Source organism: Streptococcus sp. 2018162 (genome assembly GCF_019754175.1).
Classification (GTDB): domain Bacteria; phylum Bacillota; class Bacilli; order Lactobacillales; family Streptococcaceae; genus Streptococcus; species Streptococcus hashimotonensis.
In genome coordinates this window covers 225,427-243,002 of sequence record NZ_JAIJZP010000002.1, presented here as the reverse complement: position 1 = coordinate 243,002, position 17,576 = coordinate 225,427, and the positions used below count along the sequence as shown (strand labels likewise).

Here is a 17,576-nt window from a genome sequence, read left to right as displayed (position 1 = left end):
TCAATACGACTATTCTAACATGTCTAAAACTACTTGTCAAGAATTTCTTTCGCTTTTTCGGAAATAAATTTCACTACACCTTCGATGGATACTCCTGTTGTATCAAAGGTAATGGCATCATCTGCTGCCTTTAAAGGAGAAACTTCTCGATGAGAATCTTTATAGTCACGAGCCGCAATCTCCTCTTTCAAGGATTCCAAGTCGGTCTCAATGCCACGTTCCGTATTTTCCTTAAATCGACGAAGGGCCCGCTCTTCAACAGAGGCAATAAGGAATATTTTGAGTTCTGCCTGTGGTAAAACAACTGTTCCAATATCGCGACCATCCATGACAATACCACCAGCCTGGGCAATTTCCTGTTGCAGGCGTACCAATTCTTCCCGTACTAGAGGAAGTGCTGCTACTGCCGACACATTATTTGTTACTTGGTTATCACGAATTGGCAAAGTAACATCTTCATCACCCACAAAAACTAATTGTTGGCCATTTTCATCACGCCCAAATCGAATAGGATACTGAGCAAGCAAGGCCACGATTCTATTTTGATCTGTAACCTCTATGCCGTTTGTCAAGGCTAGATAGGTAGCCGAGCGATACATAGCGCCTGTATCTAAGTAAGTATATCCAAAATTTTTAGCAATAATTTTAGCAACCGTTGACTTCCCACTTGAAGCTGGACCGTCAATTGCAATTTGAATTGATTTCATAACTCCTCTTTATCTAATACGAACTACATCACCTGGGTGTGCAAGCCAAGACCCTGTGGTCATTTTCTCTGGATTTAATCGCTCTAGCTCAGCAATTGAAATCCCGCCACGTGCGGCTAATTGTCCAACACCTTCACCTGCTTGAACAGTAAGGGTAGAGCCATCCGTAGCTTCTGCTAGACTGGAACTTGTTTCCGTTGTTTCTGTTTCTGTCGCATCAGTAGAAGTAGACTCCTGTGTTTCTGCAACTGAAGTTGAACTTTCTGCTACAACTGCTGCGGAGCTTGGATTATAGAATTCTTTAGTTGAATCTGTTTTACTTCCTCCAACCGACAAATAGATGGCAGTGATACCAATAATCAGTACGATAACAAAGAAAATAATTGCCAAGACTGTAAATACTGTTGTACTTGCTACTCCCTTGTTTAAACGTTCTTTTCGACTAACTGTTTCTGTTTGATAAACTTCTTCATTCCATGGCTCTTGTGACATTATCGAGAAAACTCCTTGTATTTTTATTAAAATATGATTACAATACTAATATGAAAATAAAACTTATTCCTGAACGGTGCATTGCCTGCGGGCTCTGTCAAACCTATTCATCTATATTCGATTATGATGACGACGGTATCGTTGTTTTTTCAGACGACTCACAATTTGAGAAAACGATTGAACCCAATCCAGATATTCTCAAAGCCATCAAATCATGTCCTACAAAAGCCATTTCAGCGGATTGATTTGGCTTTTTTTGTATAATACTCTTCAAAATAATCCTGTTTTATTAAATGGTCTATTAATTCAATCTCACCCTTGAAGCAATTATGAATAGCTAAATGGTTAATAAAGTATTTTTTCGGCCATTTGCGCATGTGATACACCTGCCCATTGGGAAATTCGTGTGAAAATATGCGAATGGCTAGATAAGAAACTTCAATTTTTTCTATGGTAGCAATTTCAATTTTCTGTACTGCAAAAGGATTAGCTGAAGCAATCCGTAAATGCTTTTCTTTTATCTCGAAATAGCGATGCAAGCCAAGCACTACTAATACAGCAAAGAGAGAGAGAAGTAAGATAAATAATCTTGACACTCTCAACTTTTCCAATAAAAGTGTCATACCAATGAAAATAGGCGTGAAGGTAAGTGACCAGTAAATAATGGCCCATGATAAATCCGGTTGCCAATGGTAACGAATTTTACCAAAAATTTTGATCATATCGGACCTCCATCTATTATTCTAGCACAAAAAAAGAGATTTTCCTATGAAAACCTCTATCTTTTGAAATTTTTTATTACATTTACATGACAATATTAGTTGGTTTGTAAAACTTCTGAAACGCTTTTGAAATATTTTGAGTAGGAATTGGTGGGAACACATGTAATATTGAGATGCCCCTAATCCAATTCTTATTTTCATTACTATTTTCAAAATTGATAATATTCAATAAAAGTTCTAATAATCAATGCTAAGACAAAGAAATTAGCACACAATAGCAAGGTACTTTCAATTTTCTCGGTTTCTACCGTAATTCTATTATTACTCTCATAAAAAACATTACTTACCAGACCTAATAATACAAAAATACCTATGAAGTACCTTCCTTGTACACCTGCAAAAGACATGTCTGTAACTGGATTCCACATCAAATAAGCAGTTAAAAGGATACCCATTGTAATTGCTAGGCTTACTAAAATTATTCCGACTTTATTCCAATTACTAAATATTTTTTTTCTAGGTAACATTATAAAGATACAAGACAGATAAGCTATATATAACCATGTCAGGTCCAACCCATAAGTAAACCATCCAAATGTAAAAGCTCCTTGTAGCTTATTTGGTACCAAATAGAAAAGTTCTTTCAGAACCAACTGAAGAAATCCTCCAATATTTTGAAGGGTATAGACAATTTTTTTTGCCGGATTAATTTCTGGATTTTCGGCAACTAATTGTAAGTTAATACTACTTGCTATTTTTAACCAAACTATCCCTAAAATAAGGGTCACACCTATAGATATAAAAATCACCAAATATTTTCTCAAATTTAATTTATTTATAGGTAGAAATAGTAGCAACCCAACTATTAAAACATATGGGAATTTCATTGTTGCAAGTGCTAAGCTAAGTAATGCAAACAGAAATAAATCAATATCAGTAATCTGTTCTTTCTCTACAAATTCACAGAATAAGCCAATTATCAAGAATATCAGTCCATTTGACATAGCATCCTGGTTAAATGATGCTGCAATATAAACGCTCATAGGAAGTAGTGCTACTGTACCCAAAACGTATTTATTCGTGGCAGCTTTTTTTATAGCTAACCTTACCAATAAAGCGTAAACTAATAGATTGAGGAAACGTCCCAAGATGATTGAAGCCGAAATACTTAATCTAAATAATCGTGCAATCAAAATCCCTGTTGCTTGTGGCAAGTAAGAAATAAAAGCATATCCATTTGTTTTTACAATCCCAGAATATGTGACTTTCTCTTCTGCAACCTCTTCATCTTCTAAATCGGTCAATACAAGTGGTTGTTTAAATACAGCTTCAACATCTATAATATCATCTGCAATTTTGCTCTGTTCTAACTTTTCAGGAACGTAGAGATGTCCATCACTAAGATAGAGAGCTCTTGCATAATGAACATTCTCATCTGGTGTATCCATAATTGGCGTATTGTAAACGAATAAACTTCCCGATAGGAGAATCGAAATAAATACCCGATTATGGTACTTACCAGGAAAAAGCATAATAGCTGAAAATACTACCCCCGAAATAATTAATAATTTTTTCGGAGCATTCACTACCCCACCATCTAAAATAAAATAGAGGACAATTATTGATAGCCAAATAAACAATACATATTTATATCTTTTTTTTAGCATTTCTGCAATGTGATAAAATCTTAAATACTCCACAAACCTATCCATCATATCTCCTTTATTTTTTTATGCTATCAAATAATATATACCAATCTTCCACAATTTTATCCTCTGAAAAATTGGTTGTTAAATATGTTTGCCCCCTACGTGCGATATCTACCAATTCGGATGAATTCGTTAAATAATATCTCATCTTTTCAGCAAGTTCTTCTTCTCCATCATATACCAGCATTTCTGGTGTTGCAGATTGAAGTATTGAGACACCTGGGCTGCAGGCATATGATAAAACAGGAACTCCCATTAACAGAGATTCTACTAGGGATAATGGCCATCCTTCCGTTTTAGAAGTCATCAATGTGAAGAGGGAATCTTTATAAACTTTTTCAACTTTATCAGTTCTGCCCATCAAGTGTACCTGATCCTCAACACCCGACATTTGTATCAAGGATTCCAATGAAGCTCTTTCATTTCCATCACCATATATTTTTAACTGAATATCAGGAAACTCCCCTGCTATTCTTGCAAATGCTCTAATCACATGGTCAACTTGTTTTACAGGATCTAATCGCCCAACAAATGAAATAACCTTGTTATTTACATTAACCAATTGCTCGTTTTTATGAATATAATTGGATAATGGATTACCAATTGCGCCCATTTTAGCTGAATCAATCGTATAAGCATCTTGAATAATCCTAGAATCTTCTGGAGTTAAAAATAGTATTTTATCTAACTTTGGATAAAAGTGCTTGATAATAAATGGATAAACTGAATATAGACCTTGACTATCTAGAACAAATTCAGCTGAACTATGCATCTGACCTATAAAAGTAGCGCTATCTCTCCATTTTCTTATAATATTATCCATCAGTAAATACACAATGGGATTCGCTAAAATAACAATAGCATCATTATTTTTACTTAATTTATCTTCCAAGATATTATTCAATTTCTTAGAAAATAATTTTTCAACAAAGAACATCCACGGCTTATCAAAAAAAATATCTTCACTATAGAGCAGTATCTCTTCATATTCGAGATTTTTGGGATTATGTTTTACACCTTTTTGTACTCCGCATCCAATCACAGTAACATCATTTCCATCACATGTAAAACGTTTCGCTAATTGATCAACCACCCTTTGCACTCCACCTATTCCACCTAAATGGTGTGTAACAAAAATAATACGTTTAGACATTTTTACCTCTTTCTCGATTGATAACTATCCAATATGTTGTAATAGCCCCTAAAGTATATGCTCCCATAACAATCGTAAACGCTACCGAAGCTCCCATAATACCAAATTTAAAAATTAAAGGTTGATATATAACTGAAGAAAGGAAAAATATAAAAAGATATGTCATAACTAACGTTGAATGTTTTCTAAAAATTGTCAATACATTTTCGATTGCAATAGCTATGGAATATAATGTACCGGATAATACTAGAATAGTTAATTCAAACACATATTTCGATAAATCCACACCGAAAACAAGGCTTAAAATTGGTATCCCTATGACATTAGAAGCTATAACAGAGACCCCTCCTACGACACCTAGTGCTAAAAACATTTTTTTCAGCGATAAAGAAAATTGAGCATAATCTCTTTTTCCCCATAAGTATGCCATATTTGTAATTTGTGGACGAATTACAAGGATGCACATACTCATAAAGAAAACAGGCATGAACAATATATTAAAATCCCTTTGAATACCTGTCTCTAGCAAACCAAGTTGCATTCCTTTTTCTATGACAATTTTGGGTTGGTTTAGGACACTCAATAATAGATATCCATTTATAAACAGGGGAAAACAAGCTTTTAAAATATTAATTATTCCTACCCAATTCCATTTTTCTAAAATCATCCGCCAAGCAAAATAAGTATTCTGTTTAACAAAATATCCCTCTATCAATATTATATAAAAAAATGTAAAGATAATTAGACAAATTATTGTAAAGTTAATAGACTTTGTTAGTGATAATGCCACATAAAAAATAATAATACTAATCAGATAGCGATAAGTCATCAACATACCAGCAATGTCTAGCCTACCTATTTGTTGTAAGAAACCTTGAAATACATCCGAAAGTGCATCACCTGTTCTATATAGTAAAAAAAGTATCGTTAGTGTAACTAACTCCGTAGAGTATTCCCCATTGCCTATAATATATAAATACGGTACGATTGTTACAAGCATCAATCCAATTGTAACTACCCTAGTTTGAAAATAATCTCTTAAGGTATACTTCCCATTGACATCCGTTCCTTGAAAGTTCCTTACTTGAAACAATCCAATAACAATCCATAGACTTCCTATGGAAGAAGCTAAGCTAAACTGGTCAGCGCTATCTGCTGACAGCAATCTGGAAACAACCATCAAATATAATACTGATACACCTGAGGCAAATACATTTCCAAGTAAATTCCAAAAATAAATTTTATTTCTACTAACGTTTTTATTGATGCTACTCACTATCATTTTCCTTAATTGCTATTTTCTGTATTAAGCTTTTTAATTTCGTATCCAACTTAGAAATACGAATAGTTAAATAAAATTGATTTATTAACAATAAGAAAATAATAAATAAAAATATAAAATTAACCGCAGAGGCAATTCCCAGAATTTTTGAAATTGCTTCAGCAAAAATTGGAAAAATGCTGAATACTAATAAGATTAATGAAAAGAAAATCCAAAATAAGGAATCATCAATCTGAACTTGTGATTTACGAATTGCTCGCAAAATAAATGCACAAGTGAAAAGAGAGACAAAAATTAGTACCACTTGAAATAATAAACTCATACTACCCTCTCTTTCTAAAGTTTTGAATTATGAGTATAGAAGCAAACATATGCATCATATACTGAATAGACCTAGAGAGCGTAAGATAACTCTCTCCTGCCTGTCTATCCTGCATATACACCTGTGCCTCAACAACTTTAACACCTTGTCTTATTAAATAAGAAACCGTATCTGGTTCTGGTCCATAATTAATATTCAATGCAAATTCTTTAATCAGCTTTTCTGAAAACATTCGCATCCCTGAAGTTGGATCATTAATTGTTTTACCTGTTGTTAGTCGTATCGCGGCACTAATCAATATATTTCCTAGCATCCTCAAAGATACTGGACGCTTTTCTGAAACAAAGCGAGATCCAATCACCATTTCATATCCTTCGTCAATTTTAGCATCCAAAACAGAAATATATTCTGGCAGATGTTGACCGTCTGCATCAAACTGAACAGCTTTTTTATATCCCTTTTCATAGGCATATAGAAGTCCTGTTTGAAATGCACCTGCTAATCCAAGATTTACTGGTAAATCAACTATATTATATCCTTTATTATGGCAAATCATGGATGTTCTATCTCTGGAACCGTCATTAATGACTACATAATCATACTGGCTGTAATTATTTATGATATTATCAACAACAGCGCCAATAGATTCTTCTTCATTATAGGCAGGTATTATTATAAGCAAATCAGATTTTTTCAACCCTATTCTCCTCCAAATATGTACTGTATCTATAAAAGATGATTCATATAGAATTTTTATCAATCTCCCCGCTATCTGATAGCTCTACTACCAATCATTTTTTGGGATTCAGTATTCGTCTTATTATGTACTTAATTGCACTTCCCGGGCCTCGATAAATATATTTTAATGCACCAGTGATTCCACCAATATTATCAAAATTAATATATGTATTAGGTAATGTGTCTGGGCGAATATTTAATACTTTGTTATCAACAAATGGAGTAATATAAAACTGTGCCCTTGATATCCGATAGTCATAACCCTTAGCCCATGCAATATACATCAAAATACGTTCAATGGAGTGAAGAATCGTATGTTGAGGAAGTGGCTCATCCGGAATTTCTTCGTCTGATATATTCAAATCAAACAATGGTTTTAAAGCATCATATTTAAACCAGATAAAAGTACCATAACTCATGATAAAGGTATCCATCTTCGTAAAATCAATCTCTCGTCCAAGGTTCATTCTTTCCCAAAGACGATTCATATCATCTGAAAAACGATTTTCATTCCATGGATCTACAATCTTAGTATATCGGAAAAAACTTGGGATATCAGCAATAACTAATCCAATCCCCTCGTTGTTGGACAGATCAGATAAAATACCATTAGCAGGTTTAATCAGCATGTCAAATAATTCATTTCTCCACGAATCACCTACCCAATATGGATATTCAGGGGATTTTTTTGTATGAAAGTGTCCAACTAAATCATACTGACTTAAATAATTTTTTAATTTGAACATTGGCACAACATCGCGACCTTTTTTACCGGTCACAACAATCTCTGCTTGCATTCCAAATGCATCAACAACTTCCTGTATTTCTTCCCGCTTCTCTTCGGAGTCGGTTGTCAAAAACAAGTCATATTTAAATGTAAACGATTCTTTAAAAGTATTTAAAAATTCTGGTAGTAAGTCTACATAGAACGTGTGTAAATGAACTGCTACTTTTTTGTCAACAGAAACTATTTTATTTGAGGGTTCAATGACTTTTCTATCCAATAAATAGGCAGGAGTAGGAATTGAAACACTGGTCATATGAGAATCAATCAAATCTATAGGATAGCTTGATTTTTCTTCGATTGTTTTAAGAGTATACGGCGATAGATGTTGTGACAAGTCGAATGTTTTTATTTTTATAAAGGGAACCTTATAATCCAATAATACTTGTGGGTAGTGAATCGTGAAATTCCTATGGAAATAATCTTGATGAATCGGAACAGTATCTAGGACTGCTGTATAAGTAAAACCTGCTTTCATAAATATCTTTGTATACTGAGTTTCATACTCGTCAATTACTTTCTGTACATCAGTATGGGCAACAACAGATTCCCAAAATTTCCGAAAAACATTTGAGGTTGCTAATCTTTTTTTGAAGGAAATGAAATAAGATTGCAAATGCTCAGGTATATATAAATTATGTCCTTTGACTTCTGCATGATTTGTCATACCCCAAAAATCAATTTCAGGATCATTTTCATATTTCTCATAATACCCTACAATGTCCCATAGAGGCCCAAAACAAGTATCATTCATAACGGTTACCGAATCATATTTTTCCAGGTTATCTAGCCCTTCTAATTCTAATCCGGCTTTCCACGCCGCAAAATCATAACCGATGTTTTCACGTTGAATAAATTCTTGTATCAAATCCTTTGAAAAAAGAACACTTACATATTTTTCTGATAATTGACTATTCGAAATAAAAATTACTTTTGAAAAAAGCGGATTCATTTCTTTTAACTGATACATTACATGATCACTAATAGCATCATATTTATTGTAATGTACATAAATAAGCAAACGACTCATTTTTTTCTCCTAAAAAAGTTAATAATCTTAGTTGGGATTGTCCAACGTCGTGAACCAATTACCATGTGATAATCATTAGATAGTTGCTCATATGCCAGCTCCAACTGTTTAAAATTCTCTTGGAGTTGCTCCAACTCCATTTCCTTACTTTTATTGATTATAATTTCCTCATTTAATAGTTCACAGAGTTGCTTAGGTGTAGAACTCACATCTTTTCTCTTGTATCTAAATACTAATTTTCGGTCACTAAGTTCGCTAACATCATAAATAAGCTGCGGATCCTCTTCTGCAAATACATTTCCGCCGTTCAGCTCTATTCCACTAACAAATATAGGAGTTAATTCAATAGCATCATCAACTGTTTTGAAACTTGTGTATTCAAAACTGCCAAAAGACTCTGATAAATCTACTCGAATCTTCTTTGCTATGCCAGTATTAATTGTAAATTCACCTTCATTTAAAAGTGGTAGAACAAATGAATCTGCAACAGAAAACTCATTTTTCTCATTGGAGTAATACACAGTAATTTTCTGCTGTTCAATATACCTAAGCATATCCTCAGCAATTGATACACCAAGCAGACTAGAAATTCCTTGTAACTTTTTAGTTTTTAATGGAAAAAAATCACCATTAATACTGTCTATGATATTCTTAGAGGCCTCGAAAATAGTATACTTCCGTTGAGCTACAGCACTTAGCAGTAACGCTTCATCTTTACAATGTTCGTAGTTTTCTAAAGTATTTTTTAATTTTTCTACTAAGTCTTCAACTTCTCCTAGGCTATAGAAATTTTCAGTTTCAAAGAATTTACCTACTGTATGATACCCAAGATTGTCTGAAGCGATATATGGGACACCATTCAAAATTGCTTCTACCAATACCAACGGAAATGCTTCAAATTTTGAAGGGAATACTACAATGTCCCTATCTGTAACAAAACTCCAAGGATTTTCTTGATAACCTAAAAACTGAACATTTCTGATTGAGTTCTCACTGATATAGCAATCACAGATAGCTTTGTACTCATTATCCCATCCTCCAATAAATACCAACTCCAAGTCAGTCGATTGTAGCTTAGCAAAAGCCTTTATCAACTCCAGTTGATTTTTCCACTCCGATATACCTCCAATTGAAACTATCCGAGTTCTTCTGCCTGTTTTTAGCTTCTGCTCATCTACTTGGGAATAAGGAATAAACGAGCTTAATTTATCTGATGAGAAATAATTTGATAATTCTTCATAAAGTCCCCCATGTACTGCAAAAATTTTATCGGATAATAAATTAATTACAGGTATTTTTTCTTTATAATATTCGAATTCTCCTTTTGGAAATTCATGAATTAAATAATAGTGTCTACAGTTTTCTAGCGCTGCAGCGATTGCACCCTGAAAAACATGGACTGTATTAGAGATAACCAAGTCAATTGCTTCTTCTCTAATAATCTGTCTAATGTCTGCTATATTTTTATGCTGATATAATAGTGCCGCCGTTCTATCTGCTTCAGGAATATTTTTAGATTCTAGCCACCACCAACATAAAGAACGCATAGAATAATACTTAATATTTGCAACTTGCATCCTACTTAGGTAAGTAGAATCGGCATTGGTTTCATTATCAGGAATTACGTTATATATATGGTGACCATTTTTTGATAAATACTCCATTAAATTCAAGATGGACACTTCTGCACCACTAAATAGAGCACCTACTGGAGAAATAAATAATATTCTCATAATTTCTTAATCCTACTGTTCTATCCAACTTCCCTGTCTTATAAGTAAACCGGTTGCTGAGTCCGTTTCTGAAAAATCATCTAAATTAATTTTTTTATCTATAGAAAAAATTGGAGGATTAGGAATATTCAATATACCTAAATCATTATTTTTTTCATCTCTTAATGTCGCCATTAATCTCAATTTCACATGATTAAAATATGGTAACTTAAAGGTATACCTTAATCGCTTTTTGCCAACTCCCTTTTGTAAATAATCCCAAGAGTTGTCATTGTACAACCCTAAACCTGTTGACAAATCTACAAATGAGAAGGCGATATACGTTGATAAATCATCTCTCAATACTTCATAAGTAAATTCTATCGTTATTTCATCCTCATTACTATATCTATCTTCTCCCACTAAATGTGCCGTAAAATTATCAATTACTTTTGTTTGACTATCCGAAATAGGCTCGCTAGAATCTGCTATAACTTGCTGTATTTGTATATTATCCACACTGTATTGATTGGCTACATCGAATGGATTGCCAATCGCTTTAACTACACCATGTTCAATCAAAACAGCCTTATTACAATACTTTTTCACAGCTCCCATATCATGGGTGACAAGAATGGTTGTTTTTCCACTTTTTTTACGCTCTAGGAAGTAATCATTACATTTACGCTGAAAGGCCTCATCACCGACTGCTAGAACCTCATCAAGTATCAGAATATCTCCTTGAGCTTTAATGGCAACTGAAAAGGCTAAACGTACCTGCATACCACTAGAATAATTTTTCAGCTTTTGATTCATGAATTCACTCAATTCCGCAAATTCAACAATATCATCATACATTGCATCAATTTCTTCCGTCGTAAAACCAAGCATTGCACCGTTCAAGTATACATTCTCACGACCTGTTAACTCTGGGTTGAATCCCACACCCAATTCAATAAAAGATACAAGCTTACCATTTACAATTACTTTCCCATTTTCCGGAACATAGATTTGTGAAATTATTTTCAAAAGTGTTGATTTTCCAGAACCATTACGCCCAACAATTCCAAAAAAATCCCCTTCTTCTACTTCAAAATTAATATCCTGTAAAACATGTTGTTCCTTGTAGCCCTTAATACCTTTGAAGCGATTTACCAAAGTCGTTCGTAAACTTTGCGTACTCTCCGTAGGTAATCTAAAAAATTTACTTACATGTTCTACCTTTACTGCTATTTTTTTATTTGTCATTATAAAATCTCCGCAAATCTCTTCGAGTTCTTTTTAAAAATGATATACCCAAGAATAAAAATAATAATAGGTAGTACGTATGGAATCGCAACAATTAGCGGATTTTGAATCAAATCTCTTATTGTCATACTACCCGAATAAATAATAAAATGTCTCAGGTCTTGAATAATTTGTGCAACAGGGTTCAACATCATCAATTTAGCAAATGTTACTTGCCCACGCTGTAAAATAAATGTCAATGAATAAATAATTGGTGTCGCATACAATCCAGCCTGTAAGAACACTTCCCAAATTGGACCAATATCTCTAAATCTTACAAATAAAGAAGATAGAATGAAAGCTATACCTGTTGCTAGTAATGCCAATTCAAAAAACAATGGGATTATAACTAAAACGGACCAAGTAAAGGGAACCCCGTTAATAGCAGCAAATACAAACACAACCATTAAGTTAATGGCGTAATTAATTGCAGCTCCTGCAACTGAAGAAAAGACAATAATTTCTTTCGAAAAATTCAATTTACGCAACAAATCTCCACGAGAAACAATGGACATCATTCCCATGTTGGTTGCTTCAGTAAAAAAGTTCCAAGTAACCATACCAAGCAGTAAGCTTACTGCATAATGTGGAGTTCCATCATCAAAACGCAAAAAACGTACAAAGACTAAATACATAATTGTAAAAAGTAACAATGGTTTTAGGATTGACCACAGGTGTCCAATCAAAGAACCTTGATAACGCAGTTTAAAATCAGTTTTTACCATTTCTTTCAAAAGAATCTGGTTTTCTCTATTCAATAAGTTCATAACTATTCCTTATAAGCAAATTTTGTAATAATGAGTGTTGTAAATACCAATGTATGGAAAGCCTTATTTTTCCTCAATCCATATTTTCTTAAAATCCTGAATCGTTCAAGCATTGGTTTATCCATAATGGTTACAAATGCTTCAATTAATTCTCTATTTGACTGAGATAGAGGCATTTGTAGTAAGTGTCGGGCTTGTTTTTGACTATTTTTTATCAAATCCCAATAAACCGCAAATAAAATATGAGGGCGAATCCATTTTTTAAAGCGTTTTGAGAGAGTTCGAGCTCCTAAAACATTATCAGAATGCTGGCGGTACAGTTCCCCTGGTTGATCAATAAATACCAAATTTCCAAAGGCTGACGCAAGCAGGGCCAGATACCAATCATGCATCAAAATATCCTCAGTTACTTGCCACATTTCAGCAAGATGATGATTAATCATGGCGACACCGCCAGTCACAGTATTCTCAGTCAACTCTTGCACCAATTCCGTATTGGCATGATGAGATTGAGATTTTACCATGCTTTCTGCCATAACCTCTAGATTTTGATTGACAACTTTGAGGTCCATATAAACCATCAATGGCAAATTTGTTGGATAGGCTTGTGCTTTTTTCAAGCTAACTTCCAGTTTATTTGGTAGCCAAACATCATCTTGGTCACTGAAAAAATAGAAATCAGCAGTATCATAATGAACTAGCCTATGAAAACTTTTGATGACACCGAGATTTTCATCTGTCTCAACATCTATGAAATGAATTCGCTGATCTTGTTCAACAAAATCTTTAATAAGCTCTCTTGTTCGATCACTGGAACCATCATCACGAATAAATAGTGTCCAGTCTGTGTAAGTCTGTTCTTGGATAGAGCGAATTTGCTCAGCTAAGAACTGTTGACCATTGTAGGTCGACATGAGTATGTTTACTTTCATTGTAAAAATAATTCCTCGTACTCTTGGACGATTTTTTCCCAGGTGTATTCATCCTTCATGTGTTTTTTCGCAATTTCTCCTAATTCCACCGCTTCAGCATTCTCATCAATTTGGTTAATTAATTGACTCAGGCTACCTGACTCCTTACTCCAATACCGAGCACCTGCTAGGGCAACTTTGCGGTTAAAATCAACACCTAAAACCAAATTTTCATTGGTTTGCGCCAGCGCTTCTAGGAGACTAGGATTGGTTCCTCCAACTTCATGTCCATGAATATAAGCTCGACATTCTTGGCGCAGATACTTAAGTAGTTCTTGGTCATATACTGTTCCTACGAACTTAATCCGCTTATCGGATATAAAGCCTGTCTCATCTTTCAATTTTTGAAAATAGGCAGAGCCTTCATGGTTTGCAACGATAACTAAATCACGTCTCGTGTTGCTTGCCATAAACTCCCTAATTGCTGTCACATAGTTATTCTCAGGTACAAAACGACCAATAATCAGATAAAATTCTTTCTCTTTAATGTCCCAATTTGTAAAATATTGGCGAACTTGTTCAGATTCTTTTGTTAACTTAGTCGGACTTAAATCTGTACCATAGGCAATAAAGCGTGTATTGGTAGCTAAGTATTCAGATTGAATATAATCCTCAATTCCCTCATTATCAGCAATAATCAAATCAGCATATTTGACCATCATTTTTTCAGAAAATTTTAGATAGCTTTGGACTGGCTTAGCCCACTTGGCCCGTTTCCATTCCAAACCATCTGGATTGACAAACAAGATACCTCCAACAGAGTGAATCTTTTTCGCAAAAGGTGCTATGAAGCCACCTATGGTATTTCCCAAGATATAGAAAATTGGTCGCTCTATCTGCTGTTCCTTAATGATTTTAAGGGCATAAGCGATCGCCATCATATCATAAGCAATCACACGAGCTGGTCCAAGTTTTGGTGGATTAATGGTGAAGCAATCTGCACCCAGGTAGGTCGAATGTTGGTGATGACTTGTATCCGATAAACAAGCCACATGATAACAAATCTTCTCAGATTGCTGGTGACTGACCAATTGTTGGACAAAGGTCTCAAAGCCACCATATTTTGCTGGCAGTCCACGACTACCGATAATAAAAACGTGTTTCATGAATCCTCTCCATCAAATTGCAGTTCTTTTCATTATACCATTTTTTAGTTTTTTTTCCTAATTCTATCCTAGTTTGGCTATAAAGCCTTTTCTTTTTCTACACTTCTAACTCCACAGTATAGGTAAAAACAAATTTTGAGTTAATAAGAAAAATTTGATATAATATGTACTGGCTTTTATACAAACATACTAAATTAATTAGAAATTTGAGTAAAATATGAAATTTTTAAAACTAATTGTCCATTGGCTATTATCTTTCTTGATGTGTGTTTCTTTCATCCACTATACCCATTTAATCAAGAACGAGTTGAGCGCATCTTCAAAAATTAATCAAGTAAAGATAGTTGCTGGTGGTCCACAACTGTATTTAGAAGGAATACAAATCAATGGTAAATATGTTTCAAGTGATAATTTTGGGGAAAATGACTGGTATGTAGCAGATGTCGATGTTTTAACCGAATTTTATATATCCCGTTCGTTGGGAGATACAATTGCCATCTCTCCTCAAAAAAGCATACAATCACTAGCATTCGAATACAATGTCACATCAGACAGGAATAAAATTGAGATTTTTGTTAACAACCGCTTATTTGAAACTATTGATACTTCTAAAGGAAATGGGCATAGAAACATAGCATTTATTCCCCTATCTCAAGGAATAAAGATGACCAAAGATAATTTTATTTGGTACCTACATCTAATCTTTTTTGGAATAGGCATTTTAATTTTTATTATAAAAGGAATGACTTGGAAGCTTAATCGAAAGAAAATTGCTATCCTACTTATACTGCTACTCGTAGAGCACACCATAATCTCTCTATCTTTTTCTTTATTCTATAGTGACCAACTGATTTTATTTAATTCAAGTTTCAAAGAAATTAATCTTGTAAAACTAGTCCACTTGTTCTCTCTTCTGACTGTTGTTTGCATTGCAAGTTTCAATAGATTATTAAATAAACTGTGGAAAAAAATCAATAAATTTATTTCTATTATAGTTTTTTGTGCTGTCCCATATCTTTCCTTATTTATAATAGAAAATACATATTCACAGTTTTCACCTCTGTCTAATCAGGTTATACTGAATAATCTATTAATTATTTGGCTTGTTTATATAATACTTTCTTTATTTTTCAATATTCGTCGAGCTACTCTCGCCTTATTACTTCTGTCATTACTTATTGGATTAGTGAATAAAGTCATGATTGATAGCAGGGGAACACCACTTCTATTCTATAATTTATTTCAAATTGAAGATGGCTTAAATGTAGCGTCCAATGTTGCATTACAATTAAACAATAAAATGTTACAAAGCATAACCATCACAATGCTTTCTATTATTGTTTATACTTTCGTTCCTTATACCAGGTTTCCAAAATTATCTGCGACTGTAATGTGCAACGATAAATATGATACAGCATTCTTCAAAAAGTTTATTCGAATAGTAGCTGGGCTCTCTTTGGTTTTACTATTTCCCTTTATCAGTCAAAAAATCGTAGAAAATGCTGATATTCCCTTAAACCGCTGGCGTATGTATGCAACCTATGGCGAGTCAGGGCTCCCACTCTCGCTTGCCTCTTTCTATGAAGATAGTAAAATCACTAAACCTGATGGATACTCAGTTCCCAAACTTAATGAAATTCTTGAGAAGTACTCTCCTGAAACAGAAAAACAGACAATCCGACCTAATATTATCTTTATACAGAATGAATCACAGAGTGATTTTTCAAACTTACAGGGATTAAGTATGGAGCCTGATCCACTCTCAAACCAACATGCTTTAACAGATAATGCTGTTCACGGTACATTAAATGTTTCTGTATTTGGAGGTGGGACAGCCAATACAGAGTATGAAGTTCTAACAAGCAATGCTATTAGTCTATTATCTTCTAATCTATTCCCTTATCAACAGATTATCATGCAAGAACGACCAAGTTTTGCATCCTATCTAAAAGATAAAAATTACGAGACTGTTGCGTTACATCCGCAAACTGGTATCAATTATAATAGAAAGATCGTTTATCCTCTATTAGGATTTGAGCAAAGCTATTTCTCTGATTCTGTTCCTACAATTCAAACTTTAGCTGATTTTACAACCGATCGAAGTTGGCCATCTGATCAATTTCTATTTAATGGAATAAAGGAACTCTACAAACAAAAAGGAAACCGTCCTCTATTCAGTTTTGTCGTCACCATGCAAGGTCACGGCGGATATCTAAGCACAGAAGAAACTTACCCTCGTGAAGTCAGCATTAATGGTTCAACATCTGAATACTTAGCTGAAACAGAATTTTTGACCAGCATGAAGAAGACGGACGAAGCATTTGCTGATTTAATTACTTTCTTTAGCACTTACAAAGAGCCTACGGTCATCGTCATGTACGGCGATCACCAACCTAGTTTGAGTCAAGAATTTTACTCGCAGTTTATGGATGAAAATAATCCTGCTGCTAAATATTCTACCCCTTTTGTGATTTGGTCTAATTTTGATATTAAGGAACGTGAATCTACAACTATTAGCCCAAATTATCTCGTTCCATATTTGATGGATATTTTATCCGAATCAGACTATGCCCTTCCTCGATCACCTTACCAACAATTTTTGAGCGATATGCAAATCGAAGCACCTATCATTACTAGTTGGGGAAACATCGATAATAGCGGTCAACAAATTGAAGACATGTCAAGCCTATCACTTTACCAAACCTATTTACAACTAGAATACAATAGTGCCGTTGATAAACGACCTCTAACAGATCTATATGAGTGATAAAAATAGCCTTGCTCGTTTTTGAGC

At 34.0% G+C, this 17,576-nt stretch carries 16 protein-coding genes and 1 other annotated feature (1 of these 17 running past the window's edge); of the genes, 2 read left to right on the top strand and 14 right to left on the bottom strand.

Annotation, left to right across the window (positions count from 1 at the left end):
- Nucleotides 1-3: a sequence feature (ribosomal protein L20 leader region), on the bottom strand; it reaches 126 nt to the left of the window's first position.
- Nucleotides 4-29: 26 nt separating this feature from the next.
- Both cmk and K5Q22_RS03490 read right to left on the bottom strand, forming a co-directional pair.
- Complete coding sequence (gene cmk, locus K5Q22_RS03495) at nucleotides 30-707, bottom strand: (d)CMP kinase (protein ID WP_205013553.1); 678 nt, start codon at nucleotides 705-707, stop codon at nucleotides 30-32.
- Between the two features lie 9 nt (nucleotides 708-716).
- Nucleotides 717-1,199 (bottom strand): SAG1386/EF1546 family surface-associated protein, encoded by a 483-nt coding sequence (locus tag K5Q22_RS03490; protein ID WP_015646683.1) that lies wholly within the window; start codon nucleotides 1,197-1,199, stop codon nucleotides 717-719.
- 50 nt (nucleotides 1,200-1,249) lie between these two features.
- On the opposite strand from K5Q22_RS03490, the gene K5Q22_RS03485 reads away from it, so the two are divergent.
- On the top strand, nucleotides 1,250-1,444 hold the full coding sequence (locus K5Q22_RS03485; protein WP_014637747.1) for a ferredoxin: 195 nt from the start codon (nucleotides 1,250-1,252) through the stop codon (nucleotides 1,442-1,444).
- On the opposite strand, the gene K5Q22_RS03480 is transcribed toward K5Q22_RS03485, so the two are convergent.
- From K5Q22_RS03480 to cps2T, 12 genes are all read right to left on the bottom strand, one after another.
- Complete coding sequence (locus tag K5Q22_RS03480; RefSeq protein WP_105116666.1) at nucleotides 1,433-1,921, bottom strand: EbsA family protein; 489 nt, start codon at nucleotides 1,919-1,921, stop codon at nucleotides 1,433-1,435. The genes K5Q22_RS03485 and K5Q22_RS03480 overlap by 12 nt on opposite strands.
- A gap of 209 nt (nucleotides 1,922-2,130) precedes the next feature.
- Complete coding sequence (locus K5Q22_RS03475; RefSeq protein WP_205013552.1) at nucleotides 2,131-3,633, bottom strand: DUF2142 domain-containing protein; 1,503 nt, start codon at nucleotides 3,631-3,633, stop codon at nucleotides 2,131-2,133.
- A 10-nt stretch (nucleotides 3,634-3,643) separates the two neighbouring features.
- On the bottom strand, nucleotides 3,644-4,783 hold the full coding sequence (locus tag K5Q22_RS03470) for a glycosyltransferase (protein WP_205013551.1): 1,140 nt from the start codon (nucleotides 4,781-4,783) through the stop codon (nucleotides 3,644-3,646).
- Nucleotides 4,776-6,059 carry a lipopolysaccharide biosynthesis protein gene (locus K5Q22_RS03465; RefSeq protein WP_238138400.1) on the bottom strand — a complete coding sequence of 428 codons (1,284 nt, stop codon included), beginning with the start codon at nucleotides 6,057-6,059 and terminating at the stop codon, nucleotides 4,776-4,778. The genes K5Q22_RS03470 and K5Q22_RS03465 overlap by 8 nt, the downstream gene beginning before the upstream one ends.
- Nucleotides 6,052-6,387 carry a DUF2304 domain-containing protein gene (locus K5Q22_RS03460; RefSeq protein ID WP_015646677.1) on the bottom strand — a complete coding sequence of 112 codons (336 nt, stop codon included), beginning with the start codon at nucleotides 6,385-6,387 and terminating at the stop codon, nucleotides 6,052-6,054. Before K5Q22_RS03460 ends, K5Q22_RS03465 begins: the two co-directional genes overlap by 8 nt.
- A gap of 1 nt (nucleotide 6,388) precedes the next feature.
- Nucleotides 6,389-7,084 (bottom strand): glycosyltransferase family 2 protein, encoded by a 696-nt coding sequence (locus tag K5Q22_RS03455; RefSeq protein ID WP_015646676.1) that lies wholly within the window; start codon nucleotides 7,082-7,084, stop codon nucleotides 6,389-6,391.
- A gap of 94 nt (nucleotides 7,085-7,178) precedes the next feature.
- Nucleotides 7,179-8,939 (bottom strand): rhamnan synthesis F family protein, encoded by a 1,761-nt coding sequence (locus K5Q22_RS03450; RefSeq protein WP_024407382.1) that lies wholly within the window; start codon nucleotides 8,937-8,939, stop codon nucleotides 7,179-7,181.
- Complete coding sequence (locus K5Q22_RS03445; RefSeq protein WP_205013550.1) at nucleotides 8,936-10,672, bottom strand: glycosyltransferase family 4 protein; 1,737 nt, start codon at nucleotides 10,670-10,672, stop codon at nucleotides 8,936-8,938. The genes K5Q22_RS03450 and K5Q22_RS03445 overlap by 4 nt, the downstream gene beginning before the upstream one ends.
- A gap of 12 nt (nucleotides 10,673-10,684) precedes the next feature.
- Nucleotides 10,685-11,899 (bottom strand): ABC transporter ATP-binding protein, encoded by a 1,215-nt coding sequence (locus K5Q22_RS03440; RefSeq protein WP_029743422.1) that lies wholly within the window; start codon nucleotides 11,897-11,899, stop codon nucleotides 10,685-10,687.
- Nucleotides 11,899-12,705, bottom strand: coding sequence for an ABC transporter permease (locus K5Q22_RS03435; RefSeq protein WP_024407385.1), 807 nt, complete (start codon nucleotides 12,703-12,705; stop codon nucleotides 11,899-11,901). The genes K5Q22_RS03440 and K5Q22_RS03435 overlap by 1 nt, the downstream gene beginning before the upstream one ends.
- A 2-nt stretch (nucleotides 12,706-12,707) precedes the next feature.
- Nucleotides 12,708-13,637: a glycosyltransferase family 2 protein gene (locus K5Q22_RS03430; RefSeq protein WP_024401403.1), complete on the bottom strand. Its 930-nt coding sequence runs from the start codon at nucleotides 13,635-13,637 to the stop codon at nucleotides 12,708-12,710.
- A complete protein-coding gene (gene cps2T / locus K5Q22_RS03425; protein ID WP_205013549.1) occupies nucleotides 13,634-14,782 on the bottom strand; it encodes a beta 1-4 rhamnosyltransferase Cps2T in 1,149 nt (382 codons plus the stop codon). Before cps2T ends, K5Q22_RS03430 begins: the two co-directional genes overlap by 4 nt.
- Nucleotides 14,783-14,999: 217 nt before the next feature.
- Here cps2T and K5Q22_RS03420 point away from each other — a divergent pair, with 217 nt between their 5' ends.
- Complete coding sequence (locus tag K5Q22_RS03420; protein WP_205013548.1) at nucleotides 15,000-17,549, top strand: LTA synthase family protein; 2,550 nt, start codon at nucleotides 15,000-15,002, stop codon at nucleotides 17,547-17,549.
- The last annotated feature ends 27 nt before the right edge of the window (nucleotides 17,550-17,576 follow it).

Coding starts and splice junctions, on each gene's coding strand:
- cmk (WP_205013553.1), bottom strand. CDS start 707: ATGAAATCAATTCAAATTGCAATTGACGGTCCAGCTTCAAGTGGGAAG.
- K5Q22_RS03490 (WP_015646683.1), bottom strand. CDS start 1,199: ATGTCACAAGAGCCATGGAATGAAGAAGTTTATCAAACAGAAACAGTT.
- K5Q22_RS03485 (WP_014637747.1), top strand. CDS start 1,250: ATGAAAATAAAACTTATTCCTGAACGGTGCATTGCCTGCGGGCTCTGT.
- K5Q22_RS03480 (WP_105116666.1), bottom strand. CDS start 1,921: ATGATCAAAATTTTTGGTAAAATTCGTTACCATTGGCAACCGGATTTA.
- K5Q22_RS03475 (WP_205013552.1), bottom strand. CDS start 3,633: ATGGATAGGTTTGTGGAGTATTTAAGATTTTATCACATTGCAGAAATG.
- K5Q22_RS03470 (WP_205013551.1), bottom strand. CDS start 4,783: ATGTCTAAACGTATTATTTTTGTTACACACCATTTAGGTGGAATAGGT.
- K5Q22_RS03460 (WP_015646677.1), bottom strand. CDS start 6,387: ATGAGTTTATTATTTCAAGTGGTACTAATTTTTGTCTCTCTTTTCACT.
- K5Q22_RS03450 (WP_024407382.1), bottom strand. CDS start 8,939: ATGAGTCGTTTGCTTATTTATGTACATTACAATAAATATGATGCTATT.
- K5Q22_RS03445 (WP_205013550.1), bottom strand. CDS start 10,672: ATGAGAATATTATTTATTTCTCCAGTAGGTGCTCTATTTAGTGGTGCA.
- K5Q22_RS03440 (WP_029743422.1), bottom strand. CDS start 11,899: ATGACAAATAAAAAAATAGCAGTAAAGGTAGAACATGTAAGTAAATTT.
- K5Q22_RS03435 (WP_024407385.1), bottom strand. CDS start 12,705: ATGAACTTATTGAATAGAGAAAACCAGATTCTTTTGAAAGAAATGGTA.
- K5Q22_RS03430 (WP_024401403.1), bottom strand. CDS start 13,637: ATGAAAGTAAACATACTCATGTCGACCTACAATGGTCAACAGTTCTTA.
- cps2T (WP_205013549.1), bottom strand. CDS start 14,782: ATGAAACACGTTTTTATTATCGGTAGTCGTGGACTGCCAGCAAAATAT.
- K5Q22_RS03420 (WP_205013548.1), top strand. CDS start 15,000: ATGAAATTTTTAAAACTAATTGTCCATTGGCTATTATCTTTCTTGATG.